The organism is Cupriavidus sp. SK-4, from assembly GCF_000611125.1.
Classification (GTDB): domain Bacteria; phylum Pseudomonadota; class Gammaproteobacteria; order Burkholderiales; family Burkholderiaceae; genus Cupriavidus; species Cupriavidus necator.
In genome coordinates, this window is the sequence record NZ_JFJW01000152.1 from 50,155 (window position 1) to 64,577 (window position 14,423).

General features: G+C 64.9%; 14 protein-coding genes and 2 pseudogenes. 8 read left to right on the forward strand and 8 right to left on the reverse strand.

Going from position 1 to position 14,423, the window contains the following annotated elements; all coding sequences use genetic code 11:
* The 4 genes and pseudogenes from CF68_RS30330 to CF68_RS30345 all read right to left on the reverse strand — a co-directional run.
* Positions 1-2,231 (reverse strand): annotated as a pseudogene (locus CF68_RS30330) (VTT domain-containing protein); the annotation flags it as partial.
* A 200-nt stretch (positions 2,232-2,431) separates the two neighbouring features.
* Positions 2,432-2,770: a hypothetical protein gene (locus CF68_RS30335; protein ID WP_235205940.1), complete on the reverse strand. Its 339-nt coding sequence runs from the start codon at positions 2,768-2,770 to the stop codon at positions 2,432-2,434.
* Positions 2,771-2,918: 148 nt separating this feature from the next.
* A complete protein-coding gene (locus CF68_RS30340) occupies positions 2,919-3,116 on the reverse strand; it encodes a hypothetical protein (RefSeq protein ID WP_035826283.1) in 198 nt (65 codons plus the stop codon).
* Positions 3,117-3,317: 201 nt separating this feature from the next.
* On the reverse strand, positions 3,318-3,590 hold the full coding sequence (locus CF68_RS30345) for a DUF2188 domain-containing protein (protein ID WP_035826286.1): 273 nt from the start codon (positions 3,588-3,590) through the stop codon (positions 3,318-3,320).
* Positions 3,591-3,860: 270 nt separating this feature from the next.
* Between CF68_RS30345 and CF68_RS30350 the strand changes: the two genes are divergently transcribed.
* The gene (locus CF68_RS30350) at positions 3,861-4,004 is read left to right on the forward strand and encodes an entericidin A/B family lipoprotein (RefSeq protein WP_010809655.1); all 144 of its coding nucleotides are present in this window, start codon (positions 3,861-3,863) and stop codon (positions 4,002-4,004) included.
* Positions 4,005-4,080: 76 nt separating this feature from the next.
* Here CF68_RS30350 and CF68_RS30355 read toward each other — a convergent pair whose 3' ends face one another.
* Positions 4,081-5,085, reverse strand: a complete 1,005-nt coding sequence (locus CF68_RS30355; protein WP_035826287.1) for an AraC family transcriptional regulator — start codon at positions 5,083-5,085, stop codon at positions 4,081-4,083.
* A gap of 146 nt (positions 5,086-5,231) precedes the next feature.
* On the opposite strand from CF68_RS30355, the gene CF68_RS30360 reads away from it, so the two are divergent.
* Complete coding sequence (locus CF68_RS30360) at positions 5,232-6,410, forward strand: acyl-CoA dehydrogenase family protein (protein WP_035826289.1); 1,179 nt, start codon at positions 5,232-5,234, stop codon at positions 6,408-6,410.
* Positions 6,407-6,970 (forward strand): flavin reductase family protein, encoded by a 564-nt coding sequence (locus CF68_RS30365; protein WP_063832598.1) that lies wholly within the window; start codon positions 6,407-6,409, stop codon positions 6,968-6,970. The genes CF68_RS30360 and CF68_RS30365 overlap by 4 nt, the downstream gene beginning before the upstream one ends.
* On the opposite strand, the gene CF68_RS30370 is transcribed toward CF68_RS30365, so the two are convergent.
* The gene (locus tag CF68_RS30370) at positions 6,967-7,833 is read right to left on the reverse strand and encodes a DMT family transporter (RefSeq protein WP_035826290.1); all 867 of its coding nucleotides are present in this window, start codon (positions 7,831-7,833) and stop codon (positions 6,967-6,969) included. The genes CF68_RS30365 and CF68_RS30370 overlap by 4 nt on opposite strands.
* A gap of 31 nt (positions 7,834-7,864) precedes the next feature.
* A complete protein-coding gene (locus CF68_RS30375; protein WP_035826293.1) occupies positions 7,865-8,773 on the reverse strand; it encodes a 2-hydroxy-3-oxopropionate reductase in 909 nt (302 codons plus the stop codon).
* Between the two features lie 256 nt (positions 8,774-9,029).
* Here CF68_RS30375 and CF68_RS38805 point away from each other — a divergent pair.
* Positions 9,030-9,266 (forward strand): annotated as a pseudogene (locus tag CF68_RS38805) (Arm DNA-binding domain-containing protein); the annotation flags it as partial.
* A 164-nt stretch (positions 9,267-9,430) separates the two neighbouring features.
* Here CF68_RS38805 and CF68_RS30385 read toward each other — a convergent pair.
* The gene (locus CF68_RS30385) at positions 9,431-10,486 is read right to left on the reverse strand and encodes a LacI family DNA-binding transcriptional regulator (RefSeq protein WP_035826295.1); all 1,056 of its coding nucleotides are present in this window, start codon (positions 10,484-10,486) and stop codon (positions 9,431-9,433) included.
* Positions 10,487-10,684: 198 nt separating this feature from the next.
* On the opposite strand from CF68_RS30385, the gene hisD reads away from it, so the two are divergent.
* From hisD to CF68_RS30405, 4 genes are all read left to right on the forward strand, one after another.
* The gene (gene hisD / locus CF68_RS30390) at positions 10,685-11,998 is read left to right on the forward strand and encodes a histidinol dehydrogenase (RefSeq protein ID WP_035826297.1); all 1,314 of its coding nucleotides are present in this window, start codon (positions 10,685-10,687) and stop codon (positions 11,996-11,998) included.
* A 159-nt stretch (positions 11,999-12,157) separates the two neighbouring features.
* On the forward strand, positions 12,158-12,919 hold the full coding sequence (locus CF68_RS30395) for an SDR family NAD(P)-dependent oxidoreductase (RefSeq protein ID WP_035826299.1): 762 nt from the start codon (positions 12,158-12,160) through the stop codon (positions 12,917-12,919).
* Between the two features lie 20 nt (positions 12,920-12,939).
* Positions 12,940-13,485: a hypothetical protein gene (locus tag CF68_RS30400; protein ID WP_152548579.1), complete on the forward strand. Its 546-nt coding sequence runs from the start codon at positions 12,940-12,942 to the stop codon at positions 13,483-13,485.
* A 45-nt stretch (positions 13,486-13,530) separates the two neighbouring features.
* Positions 13,531-14,421 carry an N-acyl homoserine lactonase family protein gene (locus tag CF68_RS30405; protein WP_035826301.1) on the forward strand — a complete coding sequence of 297 codons (891 nt, stop codon included), beginning with the start codon at positions 13,531-13,533 and terminating at the stop codon, positions 14,419-14,421.
* The last annotated feature ends 2 nt before the right edge of the window (positions 14,422-14,423 follow it).

A 14,423-nucleotide genomic window follows, 5' to 3' on the forward strand; every position in this document is an offset into this window, starting at 1 on the left:
GCCAGCCGGCCGCGGGGGCCGGGCGGATCGTCGTGCGGACGCGCGGCGCCACCCTCGGCATGGCGCCTGCGCCGGCGGCGCAGCACCAGCAGCAGCGACGCCGGCACCAGCAGCACCAGCGCCAGCAAGGCGAACGTGAACAGGCCCGGATCGCGCGCCGCGGCGGCGACCCGGTTCACCAGGCAGGCAGCGACCACAATGCCGGGCAGCATGCCCAGCGCGGTGCCGAGCAGGCAGTCGCGCAGGCTGATGCGCGATGCGCCGATCACCAGGTTGACCAGCGCGAACGGTGCAATCGGTACCAGCCGCAGCACCACCATTGCCACCACCCCGTGTTTGCCCAGCTGGTGGCTGACCCGGTTCAGCCGCCTGCCGCCAAAGCGGCGCACGGCATTGCGCCCCAGCAAGCGGCCGGCCAGGTAGCCTGCGACGGTGCTCAGCACGGTGCCGCACAGCGCCAGCGCGGCGCCGTAGAGCGGGCCGAATATGACCACGGTCAGCAGGATCAGCAGCGTCACCGGCAGCATTGTCACCGCGCCGGCCAGGTAGACGCCCATCATCGCCAGCGGTGCCAGCGGCATCTCGTCCAGCTGCTCGACCACGCCGAGCAGCGCGCGGAAGTCCGCCCATTCGCGCAGCGGCGTATGGCGCCACGCAAATGCCAGCCCCGCCAGCAGCAGCGCCAGCACCACCATCATCCCGACGCGCCCGAGCACGCGCGGGCGTGCCTCATGGCTGACGAACTCGGCCAGCACCTGGTCGCTGTCGATCGGCTCGATCGGGTCCAGCAGGTTGGCCGCCGGCGAGGCGGCATCGACGTCGTCCGGTAACGGCGGCTCGTAGGCTTCCAGCGAGCGGCCGTCCGCACGCTGCAGGTTGCGGATGGCCGCAAGCACGCTGCGGGTGGCGGCGACCTCGGCCTGGAAGGCTTCGGGTGCCACGTCCAGGTGCTCGCCCAGCAGCCGTGCGCGCATGGCTGCAATGGCCGCCTGCACGCGCGGGTCGCCGCCCGACATCACCACGACATTGCACTCGGTATCCAGCCCCAGCGAGCGGTTGCTGAGGTTGGACGAGCCGATGGTGATGAGGTCGTCGTCGATCACCGTGACCTTGCTATGCACATTCACGCATTCGGGCATCAGGCCCGGAATCGACGGGCAGTACAGGCAGAAGCGTTCGTGCGTGTCGGCTGCGCGCAGGCGGCGGTACAGGCGCGCTCGCAGCACGCCCATGCTGTGCGCTTCCAGCCAGCCGCTCTCGTTGCGTCTCGACACCAGCACGATATCGGGGCCGTCCTCGTGCCCCAGCCGTGCCTCCAGCGCCTTGGCGATCTCGCGCGAGCTGAAGTACTGGTTCTCCATGTAGATGCTGTGCCGGGCCGAGGCGATGGCATCGTGCAGCAGCATGCGGATCTCGCTGACACCGGGCTCGTCCTCGCACATGGGCATGGTGCGGGCGATGGCGACGCGCACGTCGGTCAGCTCCGGCGCCAGCCCTGGCGGCCACGGGTCTGACGAGGTGGCCGCAACCGGGCGCGGCTCGCTGCCGCTGGCGCGCAGCCAGCGCGCCGCGCACAGGGAGCCCAGCGCCGCCGCGGCGGGGCCGTCGAGCGCGCACTGCACGTCATGGAAGGGCGGGTAGGGCTTGCCTTCGGCCATGCGCAGCGGCGCGCCAGGGGCATGGTGGTTGTCGTCCCAGCGGCGCAGCGTCAGGTCCAGCCCGCCGACAAAGGCGAGCTTGTTGTCGATCACCACCACCTTCTGGTGGTGCGAGGCGCCGGGGGGATGGTTGCCGTCAAGCCGGAACGACAGGTGCCGGTGCGCCTGCCAGTGGGCGCTGGCCGACGGCAGCCACTCGCGCTCCATCGCCATCACCATGGCGTAGTCCCAGCTCAGGATATAGATGCGCAGCTCGGGGCGCTGGTCCGCCAGCGCGCACAGGAAGTCGCGCAGGCCCGCCGGCAGGCCGTCCTGTGCGCCCTGCGGCACCAGTTCCATGCGGCTGTCGATATCCCAGCCCAGGATGAAGATGGTGTGCTCGGCGCGCGGCAGCGCTTCGCGCAGTGCGCGGAAGTAGGCGTCGGCGTCGACCAGCATGGCAAAGCGCTGGCAGGGCTCGACGCGCCAGCAGTTGCGCCCCGGCTCCGGCGTAAAGCCGGCCGGGGCCTGGCGATCATGCGGAGGGCCAGTGGCGGGAGACGCGGTGGTGCCGGGCGGGTTGTGTTGCCTCATGTCGCACGCTTCGGGGGAGGTTCAGCCAGAAGCGTCGCGCAAGTTCCGTACCGGCGCGGCAAGTGGGCTGGGCCAGGCGTGCAGGCGGTGCCCCAGGGGAGAAGGGCGAGCCGTGGGCGGCTCATGCACGTGTGCGCTTTACCTGCCTTTGTAAGAACGGCATGCCGGCGAGGGCGGGTCGGAAGACTGCGGTGAAGGCGCTACGAGGGATGGCCGCGCCGCAGCGCGGTGGGGCGGGCAATGCCCCAGACGTCCAGCAGCGGCTCGAAATGCGGCTTGCTTTCGCGCGGTGCCGGTGCCACGCGCCGCGGCGGCGGCAAGGGCCGGCTGGTCAGCACTAGCGGGGTATCGGCCTCTGCCGGCGATTCAGGCTCGCCGGCGTAGGCGACCACGCCCATCTGGCGGGCGGACTTCAGCGCGCGCGTCAGTTCCGCGGCGTTCAGGCGGCTGGCGGCGGCAAGCTGGTGCCGGGGCATGGGCCCCTTGGCACGCAGGCTGGAAATCAACGCCATCACGCATTCCCGGGTGGTTCGATTCATTTCGCTGCGTCAGGAAAAGGGTGCAGCGGTGGGCTCGCCAATCGAGCCTGCCGCGTACGGTACCCATTCTTTCGCAGGGGTCATATCCTTGCCAACCGGATATGACACTTGTTCACATTTCCTAGCGCAGAGAGGAATCGTCGCTAAGCTAATGCCGCGTTTCCGGGTCGCCGGCCGGAAATCTGCGATCCGCACCGTCGCGCGGGGTCAGCATCGTGCCATGCCGGCGCCACTTGCGCGCGTGCCTGGCATGGATGTCTTCGGCAAGCTCGTGCAGTTCGGCAACCCTGGCGTCGATCGGGTCGGGATAGATGTCCAGCGGGCGGTACCTGAGGAACAGGCGCATGGGGGGTCTCGGTTGGTTCTGGATAATGGCGTGCTGCCTTGATTCCAGTATCGGTGACGGACCCGTAGCTTTCACGAGCGCAGGCGTAACACATTGATTTCACCCAATGTGTTTCCCGCAATGGATTGTTGTGGCCCGCGTTCGCCGCGGGCCCGGGGATGCAGGGGGTGTGGGGCCGGCCGTTGACGGTGGCCGGGGTGCTCAGTAGCCGATGCGGGCGGTGCCGCGTGCGTCCCGGCAATAGATCTTGCGTTCGCGCACCAGGCCGTCGCGGCCGTGGATGCACAACGGCAGGCCATCCTCGCGCGCGCGCATCCAGCCGGCCGCGATCGCGGCTTCCTGGGTCGGGAAATGCAGCGCGGTGTCGTCGCCACCGTTCTCCAGGCCTTCGATGGTGAGTGCCCATCCGCCGTCGCCGGCGTATTCGGTATTGTCGGTTGCGGCGGGAAGCACGTGGATGCTGCGTGACGTCATGGTGTTCTCCGGAGGGCTTGGGCTAACCTTTAACTTTTAAGCGATGGCGCCGCCGCGGGGTATCCGTCGCTGTCCTACAAGCGCGCACGCGGTGACGGCCGGTCGCGCCGTCGGCTGACATCCCGGTAGGACGAAAGCCGACTTTTCGCGCTGCGGTGCGTTGCTACGATCCAATTGCCGGTCGGGCAAGCGGCTGCCCGGTCCCAAGCCATTCCGATCCACTCCATCCTGGCGGCGCACGCCGCATCCACACGAAGCAAGGAGATCGTCATGAGAAAGCTATTTGCACTGTTTGCCCTCGCTGGCGTGATGCTGGTCACGGGTTGCAACACCATGGCCGGTGCAGGCAAGGATATCGAGCGCGGCGGCGAGAAGGTACAGGGCGCGGCGGAAAGCACCAAGCAGAAGATGTAAGGCCCGCTGCCTGCCGCCCTGGCATTGCTACGGCCCGCGCCTGCTGACGCGGGCCGTTGTCTTTGCTGCGGCGAATTCAGTGTGCGGCCGTTGCCGGAGCCTGCCCCGCATCGATATAGTTGCGGCGCCAGCTGGCGGGCGGCAGGCCGAACTCGCGCTTGAAAGCACGGCTGAACGCGGCCTCCGAGTCGTAGCCGACCGCGCCTGCGACCTCGCTGATGGAACGGTTGCCGCTGCGCAGTTCGGCGGCCGCGGAGCGCAGCCGCCAGTGCGCCAGGTACTGCATCGGTGGCTGCCCCAGCAGGTCGGTAAAGCGCTGCGCCAGCGCCGAGCGCGACAGGCCCACGTTGCCAGCCAGTTCATCGACCGTCCACGGATAGGCGGGCCGCGCGTGCATGCGCGACAGCGCCCGCCCCACATAGCGGTCGCGCAGGGCGGCAAGCCAGCCGCTTTCATTGTCAGGCAGGGTGTCGATGCAGCGCCGCACTGCCTGCACGAACAGCAGCTCAGACAGCTTGGCCAGCACCGTGGCGGTGCCCGCACGCGGTTCCGCCGCTTCCGAGGTGGCAAAGGCCAGCGCCGATGCCAGCCATGCCGATTCCAGCCCGCTGCCCAGCCCCACCTTGAACAGCCGCGGCAGCGACGTCAGCAAGGGGTTGCCCATGGTGTCGTCGAACCCCAGGAAGCCGCACACCATGCGCGTGGTCTCGCCGCCGCCGCCGTAGGACACGCGCATGACCTCGCCCGGGCTGTTGCGCAGCATGTCGTACACCAGCGGAGCGGATGGCAGTGGCTGCAGGCGCAGGTCGCTGCCCAGCACGTGCGGCTCGCCCTGCGGCACCACCAGCAGTTCGCCGGTATCCACGCGCAAGCCCGGGCCGGTGCCGTCGACCAGGCGCGCCCAGCAGACGCCTTCGGTAATCAGGTGGTAGGAGACGACGCGGTCGGCGCGGGGCAGGAAGGCGGCGCGCAATTCAGCATCCGCTTCACTGATCAGGCACCACGGCGACTTGAACTCGCCGTTCAGGAACACGGCGCCGCTGAGCTGCACGGCGCGCAAGAGGTCGGACAAGGCATCCATGGTCACATTCCTCCAGATCCGGTGTTTCGCGCAAGAAAGCCGGACGCCCGATCATACGGGCGAGGGGACCGGGCTCCGATACTAGCACCGTGCCTGGCGCCATACAACGCCGCAGCGCACGTATCAGACAAGCCGGAGACAACACCATGGAAACCCTTTCCACAGCGGATGCCAGCGCAGGCGCACAGGCCGACTGGCTCGGCCTGGCCGCGACCCTGGGCCGCAGCTTCGACGCACGCGCGCCAGAGATCGATGCCAGCGGGCAGTTCGTCAGCGCCAACTACGACGACCTGCGCGCGCACCGTTTCTTTGCCGCGGCCGTGCCGCAGGAACTGGGCGGCGCCGGGCTGTCGCACCAGGAGCTGGGCGCGGTGCTGCGCGAGCTGGGCAAGTACTGCGGATCGACCGCGCTGGCCTTTGCCATGCACACCCACCCGGTGGCCGCGGCCGCGTGGCGCTGGCGCAATCAGCAAGCGCCGGTGGAGGGTCTGCTCAAGCGCGTGGCGGGCGAGCAGATGGTGCTGCTGGGCAGCGGCGGTTCGGACTGGCTGCAGGGCAGCGGCACGGCTACGCGCGTGGATGGCGGCTTTCGCGTGGATGCGCGCAAGATCTTCGCCAGCGGCGCGCCGGCGGCGGACCTGTTCATGACCTGCGCCGTCCATGACGATCCGGAGACCGGGCCCACGGTGCTGCATTTCGCGCTGCCGATGAAGTCGCCGGGCGTACGCGTGCTGTCGAACTGGCACACGCTCGGCATGCGCGGCACCGGCTCGCACGATGTGCTGCTGGAAGGCGTGCTGGTGCCGGATACCGCCATTGCCGCCCGCCGCCCGCAAGGCGTGTGGCATCCGATGATGCATACGGTGGCGATGATCGCGCTGCCGCTGATCTATGCGGTCTACGTCGGCGTGGCCGAGGCCGCGCGCGATATCGCGCTGCAGCTGGCGCGCCAGCGGCGCCTGAGCGCGCATGCGGTGGAAGCCGCCGGGCGCCTGTGCAACGAGGCCGAGGCCGCGCAGCTGGCGCTGGATGCGATGTTCGCGGCGGCATCGGGGCAGGCGCCGGGCGCGGTCACCACCAACCGCATCATGTGCGCCCGCACGCTGGCCGCGCGCGCGGTGCTGGCGACGGTCGAGGCGGCGATGGACCTGGCCGGCGGCGCGGGCTTCTATCGCGATGCCGGGCTGGAGCGGCGCTTTCGCGATGCGCAGGGGGCGCGCTTCCATCCGCTGCAGGCTGGTGCGCAGCAGGAGTACGCAGGGCGCATGGCACTGGGGCTGGATATCGACGCGCCGCCCGGAGAGGTGCGGCCTGCCGCGCAATGATCCCCGCCCTGGCGCCGCTGCCGAATGACACGCAAGCCTGCAACGACAGCGGCCAGGACGACGCAGCCTGCGCCATCAGCCACGATGGCGCGGCGCGGCGGGCCTTGCGCGATGCGCTGGGGCAGTTTGCCACGGGCGTCACCATCGTCACGGCCGCGGACGTCGACGGCCAGCCGGTCGGCGTCACGATCAATGCCTTTACCTCGGTGTCGCTCGCACCGCCGTTGCTGTTGTGGTGCCTGGCACGCAGCTCCGGCAGCCTGGCGGCGCTGCGCGCGGCGCCGTGCCACGCGATCAACGTGCTGGGCAGTGGCCAGCTGGCCTTGTGCCAGCGCTTTGCCGCGCGCAGTGGCGACCGCTTTGCAGGCGTCGATTGCCGCCCCGGGCCATGTGGCACGGTGCTGATCGACGGCACGCTGGCGCATTTCATCTGCCGGCACCACTCGGTGCGCGTTGTGGGCGACCACGTGATCTTTGTCGTGGAGGTGGTGGCCTATGGATCGACGCCGGGCGCGCCGCTGGTGTTCCACGCAGGCGGGTTTGACGTACCAGCGCCTTAGCCGCGCTTGCCTGCGATCACCAGCGCAATGCCGCCCAGCACCGCGGCCGCGCTCAATGCCAGCCGCAGGCTCAGGGCTTCACCGAGCAGCGCGATGCCGCCCGCCGCCGTAATGACCGGCACGCTCAGTTGCACGGTGGCGGCGGTGGCGGCCTTCAGCCGCGGCACCACGGCATACCAGATGACATAGCCCAGCCCGGAGGTGATGGCACCGGACAACAGCGCATAGGCCAGTCCCGCGCCGTCCAGTGAACGCTGCGCCTGCATCACCGCACCCAGCGCCAGCGCCATCGGCACCGCGCGCAGGAAATTGCCCGCGGTGGTGGCAGCCGGATCCGCGGCGCGCCTGCCGCGCAGCGAATAAACGCCCCACGCGATCCCGGCCGCGATCATCAGCAGCGAGGACAGCAGCGGCGGCGTGGCCAGCCCCGGCAGCAACAGCCACACCAGCCCGGCCAGCGCCAGTGACAGGCCAATCCATTGCTGCATGCGCATGGGCTCGCCGGCATAGAGGCCAAAGCCAGTCATGGTGGCCTGCACCGCCCCGAACAGCAGCAGCGCGCCGGTCCCCGCGGTGAGGCGTACATAGGCGAAGGAAAAGGCCGCGGCATAGCAGAACAGTGCAAGCGCGGAGATCCAGTTGCCTTCCACCGGCGGCAGCCGCTGCGCCACGACCGTGCGCACCAACTGGTGCCGCGCCACGACGATGACCCACAGCACCAGCGCTGCCGCGGCGACGCGGGCCAGCGTAAAGCTGGCCGCGTCGATGGTGGTGCCTTTCAGCGCGAGCCGGCACAGCAATGAATTGCCGGCAAAGGCCAGCATCGCCAGCGCGGTCAGCACCACGGTGTTCGCGCGCGGCATGCGGCGAGGCGGGCGGTGGGGGCTGCGTGGTTCAGGCTGCGGGCGGTTCGTCGCCGATGGCGAACGAGGACAGGTGCTCGATCGCCCTGACCAGCCCGGAATGATCCCAGCCTGCGCCGCCCAGCCCGCTGCAGACATTGAACAGCTGCTGGCACGACGCCGTGTTGGGCAGGCCCACGCCGAGCTGGCGCGCGGTGGACAGCGCCAGGTCCAGGTCCTTCTGGTGCAGCGCGATACGAAAGCCCGGGTCGAAGGTGCGCTTGATCATGCGTTCGCCATGCACTTCCAGGATGCGCGAGCTGGCAAAGCCGCCCATCAGTGCCTCGCGCACGCGCGCGGGGTCGGCGCCGGCGCGGGCGGCCAGCACCAGCGCTTCGCTGACCGCCTCGATGGTCAGCGCCACGATCACCTGGTTGGCCACCTTGGCCACCTGGCCGTCGCCGGCCTCGCCCACGCGCGTGATGTTCTTGCCCATCAGCTGCAGGATCGGCAGCACGCGGTCGAATACTTCCTGCTTGCCGCCGGCCATGATCGACAACGTGCCCGCCTTGGCCCCGACCTCGCCGCCGGAGACCGGCGCATCGACATAGTCGACGCCGAGCGCCTCGATGCAGCGCGCGAACTCGCGCGTGGCGATCGGCGAGATCGAGCTCATGTCGATCACGGTAACGCCGCCTGCCGTGTCGGCAAGGCCGTCAGCGACCCCCTTCTCGCCAAACAGCACGCGCTCCACGTCGGGCGTGTCAGGCAGCATCAGGATGATGGTTTCCGACTGCTTCGCCACCTCCTCGGCGCTGGCGCAGGCATTCACGCCGGCGTCCTGCAGGTCTTGCGGCACGCCGCTGCGCGTATGGGCGAACACGGTATGCCCGCCGTCGACAAGGTGTTGCACCATGGGCTTGCCCATCACGCCAAGTCCGATAAAGCCGATCTTGCTCATGTCAGTGTCCGGTAGTGGTCAGGCGCCAGGCCGGCCGTGCGTCGCGCACGACGCCGGGTTCATCTCTGATGATAGTCAGTCACAGCATATGCGCTGCACCGGCGGGCCTCTTGGCTTGGATACAGCTTGCTGTCGCGGGTTTTCCGCAAATCCAATGCCTTGGATCATATCGCGGTGCGCGATGCAAAGCCGCCCCGATTCTCTTTCGCTTGGCTCCTGGCCGGCCCCTGGAATCGGGGCCTCTCAGGAGCACCACATGACCAAGATCAAGCTGCCCAAGAGCGTTGTTGACGCTGCAAAGGCACAGACCAGCGACTTCGAACTCCGGGATACGATCGTTCCGGGCTTCATTTGCAAGGTAACACCAACCGGCCGCAAAGTGTTCATGCTTCAGTACCGCACGAACTCGGGTATGCGCCGTAAGCCGGAGCTCGGCCAGTTCGGCGAGCTGACCGTCGAACCGGCGCGGTCGCCGGCCCAGGACTGGCCGGCGTTTGAGGAATGCGCGACTGGATTCGTACACGATGAAGAGTTGGGCTGGTTGGTGGAATCTGACATGGCTGGGGGCGATTTCACAGTACAGGCAATGAAGACGTTACAACTTGACTTGAGGGCCGAGTTCCAAGCTCGCCGGTTTTAGTGCTGAGGCTTCCCGGCTCAGCTCGCGTCTGGCGCAGGACCGGTGGTGTCGCGTCGTACGAGTTGAATGGGCAGAACATCGTGGATGGGCGCTCCCACGCCCCCGACACGAATGCGCTCGACCAGGCGCCGTGCGGCCGTCCGTGCCATGGCTTCGACTGGCTGCCGTATCGATGTCAGTCCAACCAGCGGAGAATTGGCCAAGGGCGTATCGTCGAAGCCGATGATGGAAAGCTGTTCTGGGACCTGCATGCCCCGGCGTTTGGCTGCCTCTAGAACGCCAAGGGCGATCGTGTCATTTCCGGCAAGGATAGCCGTGACGGGTCTGGGCTCGTTGAGCATTGAAACCGCACTGGAATAGCCTGCTTCTGTTGTGTATTCACTCCAGACGACAGATATCGCATCTGTCGGCAGTCCCGCGTCTCTAAGCCAGCTCAATGCCCCTTTTGCGCGGTCCCGGCTGGTCGAAGTGTTTTTCGGTCCCATGACAAGCCCGATCCTGCGATGGCCTAGCTGATAGAGATGTTCGGCGGCAACGGCTCCCGCGTGAACGTTATCGATCTCCACGGTATCGACCATGACATCGTCAACCGACCTGACGACAAGCACCAATGGGATTCCCCGCCGTTGCATCTCGGCGACCACCGGTGAATCGAGCGTCGCAGTGGCGAAAATCAAACCGTCCAGATAGCCATCAATCAGTGGCCGGAAAGCCAGCAGATTCTGGGAATCGTTCATCGAGTCGATGACGAGCGCGATCTGATATCCGAGTTCCTGGAGAGCATCGTGCAGATGCGTGAGCAACACGGTCATGAACCGGTTGTGAAGCGCGCCGACCACGACCCCAATCAGTTTGGTTGGAGGCTTCTTCCCGCGACGCCCCTGGGTTGGGATCCGATAACCGAGTTCTGCCGCGACGGCATGCACAGCCCCACGCGTCTCTTCACTAATCGCGGGATGACCTGCCAGTGAACGTGAAACAGTGGACACGGAGATGCCAAGTCGTCCAGCCACATCCTCTAGCCTGATTTTTGTTGCGCGCGGCCCACCGGAATTTTTTGCATTGTTTTGCATAACTCTGAGTCAAAAGAAAACGAAATAAGGTGCAAGGCGCACTTACTGAGCTTAGCTCGCCGCTGCTAGGGTAAGTTTGTACTGTTTGCAGGTTTTTGCACGAGGATATTGTGCTAATTTTGCATTCATTAGCTGCAAAAGTCGTGCGAATTGCAGGCCCGCGAATCTGCCCACCCATTCTCAACAGGAATTCAGCAAATGGCAATCCAACATCTGAAGCATGGCCGTAGCGCCGAAGAATCGTCCCAGGACGCCGCGAAAGTTCGAGACACCGTTACCGGAATCCTTGCCGACGTCACAAAGCGGGGTGATGAAGCCGTAGCGGAGTTGTCGAAGAAGTTTGACAACTGGTTACCCGAGAGCTTCCGCCTGACGCAAGACGAAATCGGCGCTTGCTTGCGCTCCCTCTCCGCTGGCCAGCTTGAGGACATCAAATTTGCACAGGCTCAAGTCCGCAATTTTGCACAGGCTCAGCGCGAATCGATCCGGGACATTGAGGTTGAGACGCTCCCTGGCGTCGTTCTCGGGCATAAGAACATGCCGGTCGATAGCGTTGCGTGTTACGTGCCTGGTGGCAAATTTCCGCTCGTCGCGTCGGCTCACATGGGCGTTGTGACAGCCAAGGTTGCGGGCGTGCAGCGCATTATCACCGCGTCGCCGCCTGTTCAAGGCAGGCCCAATCCGGCAGTCGTGGCAGCGATGCACCTTGGAGGCGCGGACGAGATCTATACGTTCGGTGGCGTTCAGGCCATCGCGGCGATGGCACTGGGGACGCAAACGATCGACCCTGTGTCGATGGTTGTCGGACCGGGCAACGCATTCGTCGCCGAGGCAAAACGTCAGTTGTTTGGCCGTATCGGCATCGACCTGATCGCTGGCCCCTCCGAGACGCTCATCATTGCGGATGACAGCGTCGACGCCGAAATGTGCGCGACCGATCTTCTGGGCCAGGCTGAACACGGATTCAATACGCCGGCAGTGCTCCTGACCAACTCGATGAAGCTGGCAAAGGACACGATTGCCGAAGTCGAACGTATCCTCAAGATTCTTCCGACCGCAAATACGGCCGGCGTGTCGTGGCGCGACTATGGCGAGGTCATCGTCACGGACACGTTGGAAGAAATGGTCAAGGAAGCCGATCGAATCGCATCGGAACATGTGCAAGTCATGACACGCGACCCGGACTATTTCCTCAAGAACATGAAGAACTACGGTGCACTGTTCCTCGGGCCGCGAACCAATGTTGCGTTCGGAGACAAGGTCATCGGAACGAACCACACCCTGCCAACGGGCAAGGCGGCTCGCTATACCGGCGGTCTGTGGGTGGGCAAGTTCATCAAGACCTGCACGTACCAGAAGGTCCTAACAGACGAAGCCAGTGCGATGATCGGCTCCTACTGCTCACGACTCTGCGCGATTGAAGGCATGATCGCGCACGGCGAGCAGGCCAATCTGCGCGTTCGCCGTTACGGACACCGCGACGTGCCCTACGGCACAGCCGTTCCCGCCTGATTCCGCGGCTACAAATCACATTGCGTGGTCCGCTGCGGCATCGAGCATGACCGCATCTTGATGAGGATCGTTTCTGGATCTTTGCAACGCAACGCCCTGTTTGCCTTGTGTCGCGTCCTCGATTAGCTGGCGATCTGGTCTGTATCTTTAGGATTACTTATGTTGCCAATGCTTCCTGATTTTCGTCTTGATGGAAAAACGGCGCTCGTAACAGGCGCAGGAAGAGGTATAGGCCTTGCCGCTGCGGCGGCGCTCGCACAAGCGGGCGCAAAGGTAACGCTCGCAGCGCGAACTGCAACAGAAATTGAAGCAGCGAGTGAAGCAATAAACGCGGCGGGGGGTGAAAGCGACTGCATGGTCCTGGACGTAACAAATTCCCGTTTGGTCAGCGAAGCCGTGGCGGCTCGGCAACCGTTCGACATCCTCGTCAACAGCGCCGGAATGAATCGACCCATGAAGCTGGTCGACGTAACGGACGAAGACCTTGACGCGGTCATGGCGTTGAACGTCAAGGCTGCCTTTTACGTGTCGCGCGCGGTAGCGAGGAAATTGCTGGAATGTGGCAAGAGAGGTGCAGTCGTAAATGTCTCGTCGCAGATGGGGCATGTAGGGAGCCCGGGCCGTACCGTCTACTGCGCGACCAAGCATGCCATCGAGGGCATGACGAAGGCGCTGGCGTGGGAGCTCGGGCCTCATGGCATCCGCGTGAACACTGTCTGCCCCACGTTTATTGAAACGGCATTTACCGCCGACATGTTCAAGGAACCCGGGTTTCGTGACTGGGTGACGTCGAAGATTGCGCTGGGCCGCGTCGGTCGCGTTGAGGAAGTGATGGGTGCCTTTGTTTTCCTTGCGAGCGACGCGTCCTCGCTGATGACTGGCAGCGCGCTCATGCTCGATGGCGGCTGGACCGCAGCCTGAACACCAGAGGAGGCAATTCCATGGTTCCCGCAACTTCACATCGATCAGCGTTGGAGAAACCGCTCGTGCACCTCGCGGGTTGCGACGCGCTGGACGTCCCGCCGGAAGACATCGATCCATTCGCCGACATTGCGGTCACTCAGGACGAGTTGATTGCATATGCACTCGCGGTTCGCCCGCTTTACGACAATCTCGGACGGCTGATAGGCCAACTCGCGGGACTGTTCCTGCTCGCGCAAGTAAGTGGTCGATTCGACCGCGATTTCGAAGCGGTAACAACACCGATCGAACGTGCTCGCGAGTGTTCCGACGCGATTCGATCTATTGCAGCGCCAAAGGGGGCCTCACGTCGCCATTGGGCGCTGTGTCGTGCAATGTCCTTGGTCGGTGAAGTGACGGACCAGTTCGCGAGCACGACGTGTGGGCAAGAACATGTCCGCGAACAGGTGTCGGCGTGGACGGATCAACTCAAACGCGCTAACGCGCTCGTGCGTTTGGCGTCTGACGCATCGCTCGGCCTCAATCCCGTGGACTTCAGCCAGGCCTGCTGCTGTTGCAGCGGCTGAGTATATCCATACGGAAACGAGTCATGACAATCACAGGAGATAAGCATGGGTGCAGGCTATTCGGTATGGGTACTCGAGTACAGCTATGTCGCGAATTACCATAAGAGTGGAGTGATTTACGGTGCGCATAACGAGGGATATGTAAAGCTGCCCTATTGCTATGTGCTGATCAAGGGGAATGGCCACGTCGTAATGGTTGATGTGGGATACAACCACAAGGAGTACGGCGGAATGCTCGGCGACCGCTTCGGCGTCGAGAACTGGCACTCGCCCAGAGATGTTCTGGCGGAATGCGGCGTGAAGCCCGAAGACGTTGATACGGTGTTCATCACACATGCACATTTCGACCACCTCGGTAATACGGATGATTTCCCGAACGCAACCTTCTACATCCAGGAGCGCGAGCTGTCGAAATGGATCTGGGCCATGTCGTTGCCAGACCGCATGCGTTGGCTGATGGGCGCTGTCGACCCTTCGGACATCCTGCGCGCAGTCGACCTCGCGAAACAGGGACGCCTGGTAGTGGTTGAGGGAGATCGCGAAGACGTGCTGCCGGGCATCGACCTTCATGCGGCGTTTGATAGTCATACCTACGGCAGCCAGTGGGTGCATGTTCGCAACGATGGTCGCGTTCCCTCACAAGACAGTTGGGTGCTGGCAGGCGACCTTGTCTACGTGTTCGAAAACCTGGAGTTCGATGGTGCCTCGATTGGCATCGAAAAGATGTACAACCCCGTAGGCCTCGCTGTGGGAAGCCAGACCAATCTCCTTCTTGCCACCGAAGAGATGATGAAGTCTGTGCAACACGAAATGCGACGCGTCATTCCGATCCACGAGGAGCGCCTGCGCGACACATTCCCCTCGCGAATTACCAGGAACAACCTTCGGATCAGCGAGATATGTCTGTCTGCCGATCACGACTCAATGGTCAACTGAAA

What these genes read in the sequence shown, in the direction of transcription:
- CF68_RS30345 (WP_035826286.1), bottom strand. Translation starts at nt 3,590, where the DNA reads ATGACGTCACGCAGCATCCACGTGCTTCCCGCCGCAACCGACAATACC.
- CF68_RS30335 (WP_235205940.1), bottom strand. Translation starts at nt 2,770, where the DNA reads ATGAATCGAACCACCCGGGAATGCGTGATGGCGTTGATTTCCAGCCTG.
- CF68_RS30385 (WP_035826295.1), bottom strand. Translation starts at nt 10,486, where the DNA reads ATGCAAAACAATGCAAAAAATTCCGGTGGGCCGCGCGCAACAAAAATC.
- CF68_RS30400 (WP_152548579.1), top strand. Translation starts at nt 12,940, where the DNA reads ATGGTTCCCGCAACTTCACATCGATCAGCGTTGGAGAAACCGCTCGTG.
- CF68_RS30350 (WP_010809655.1), top strand. Translation starts at nt 3,861, where the DNA reads ATGAGAAAGCTATTTGCACTGTTTGCCCTCGCTGGCGTGATGCTGGTC.
- CF68_RS30355 (WP_035826287.1), bottom strand. Translation starts at nt 5,085, where the DNA reads ATGGATGCCTTGTCCGACCTCTTGCGCGCCGTGCAGCTCAGCGGCGCC.
- hisD (WP_035826297.1), top strand. Translation starts at nt 10,685, where the DNA reads ATGGCAATCCAACATCTGAAGCATGGCCGTAGCGCCGAAGAATCGTCC.
- CF68_RS30370 (WP_035826290.1), bottom strand. Translation starts at nt 7,833, where the DNA reads ATGCCGCGCGCGAACACCGTGGTGCTGACCGCGCTGGCGATGCTGGCC.
- CF68_RS30405 (WP_035826301.1), top strand. Translation starts at nt 13,531, where the DNA reads ATGGGTGCAGGCTATTCGGTATGGGTACTCGAGTACAGCTATGTCGCG.
- CF68_RS30360 (WP_035826289.1), top strand. Translation starts at nt 5,232, where the DNA reads ATGGAAACCCTTTCCACAGCGGATGCCAGCGCAGGCGCACAGGCCGAC.
- CF68_RS30395 (WP_035826299.1), top strand. Translation starts at nt 12,158, where the DNA reads ATGTTGCCAATGCTTCCTGATTTTCGTCTTGATGGAAAAACGGCGCTC.
- CF68_RS30365 (WP_063832598.1), top strand. Translation starts at nt 6,407, where the DNA reads ATGATCCCCGCCCTGGCGCCGCTGCCGAATGACACGCAAGCCTGCAAC.
- CF68_RS30340 (WP_035826283.1), bottom strand. Translation starts at nt 3,116, where the DNA reads ATGCGCCTGTTCCTCAGGTACCGCCCGCTGGACATCTATCCCGACCCG.
- CF68_RS30375 (WP_035826293.1), bottom strand. Translation starts at nt 8,773, where the DNA reads ATGAGCAAGATCGGCTTTATCGGACTTGGCGTGATGGGCAAGCCCATG.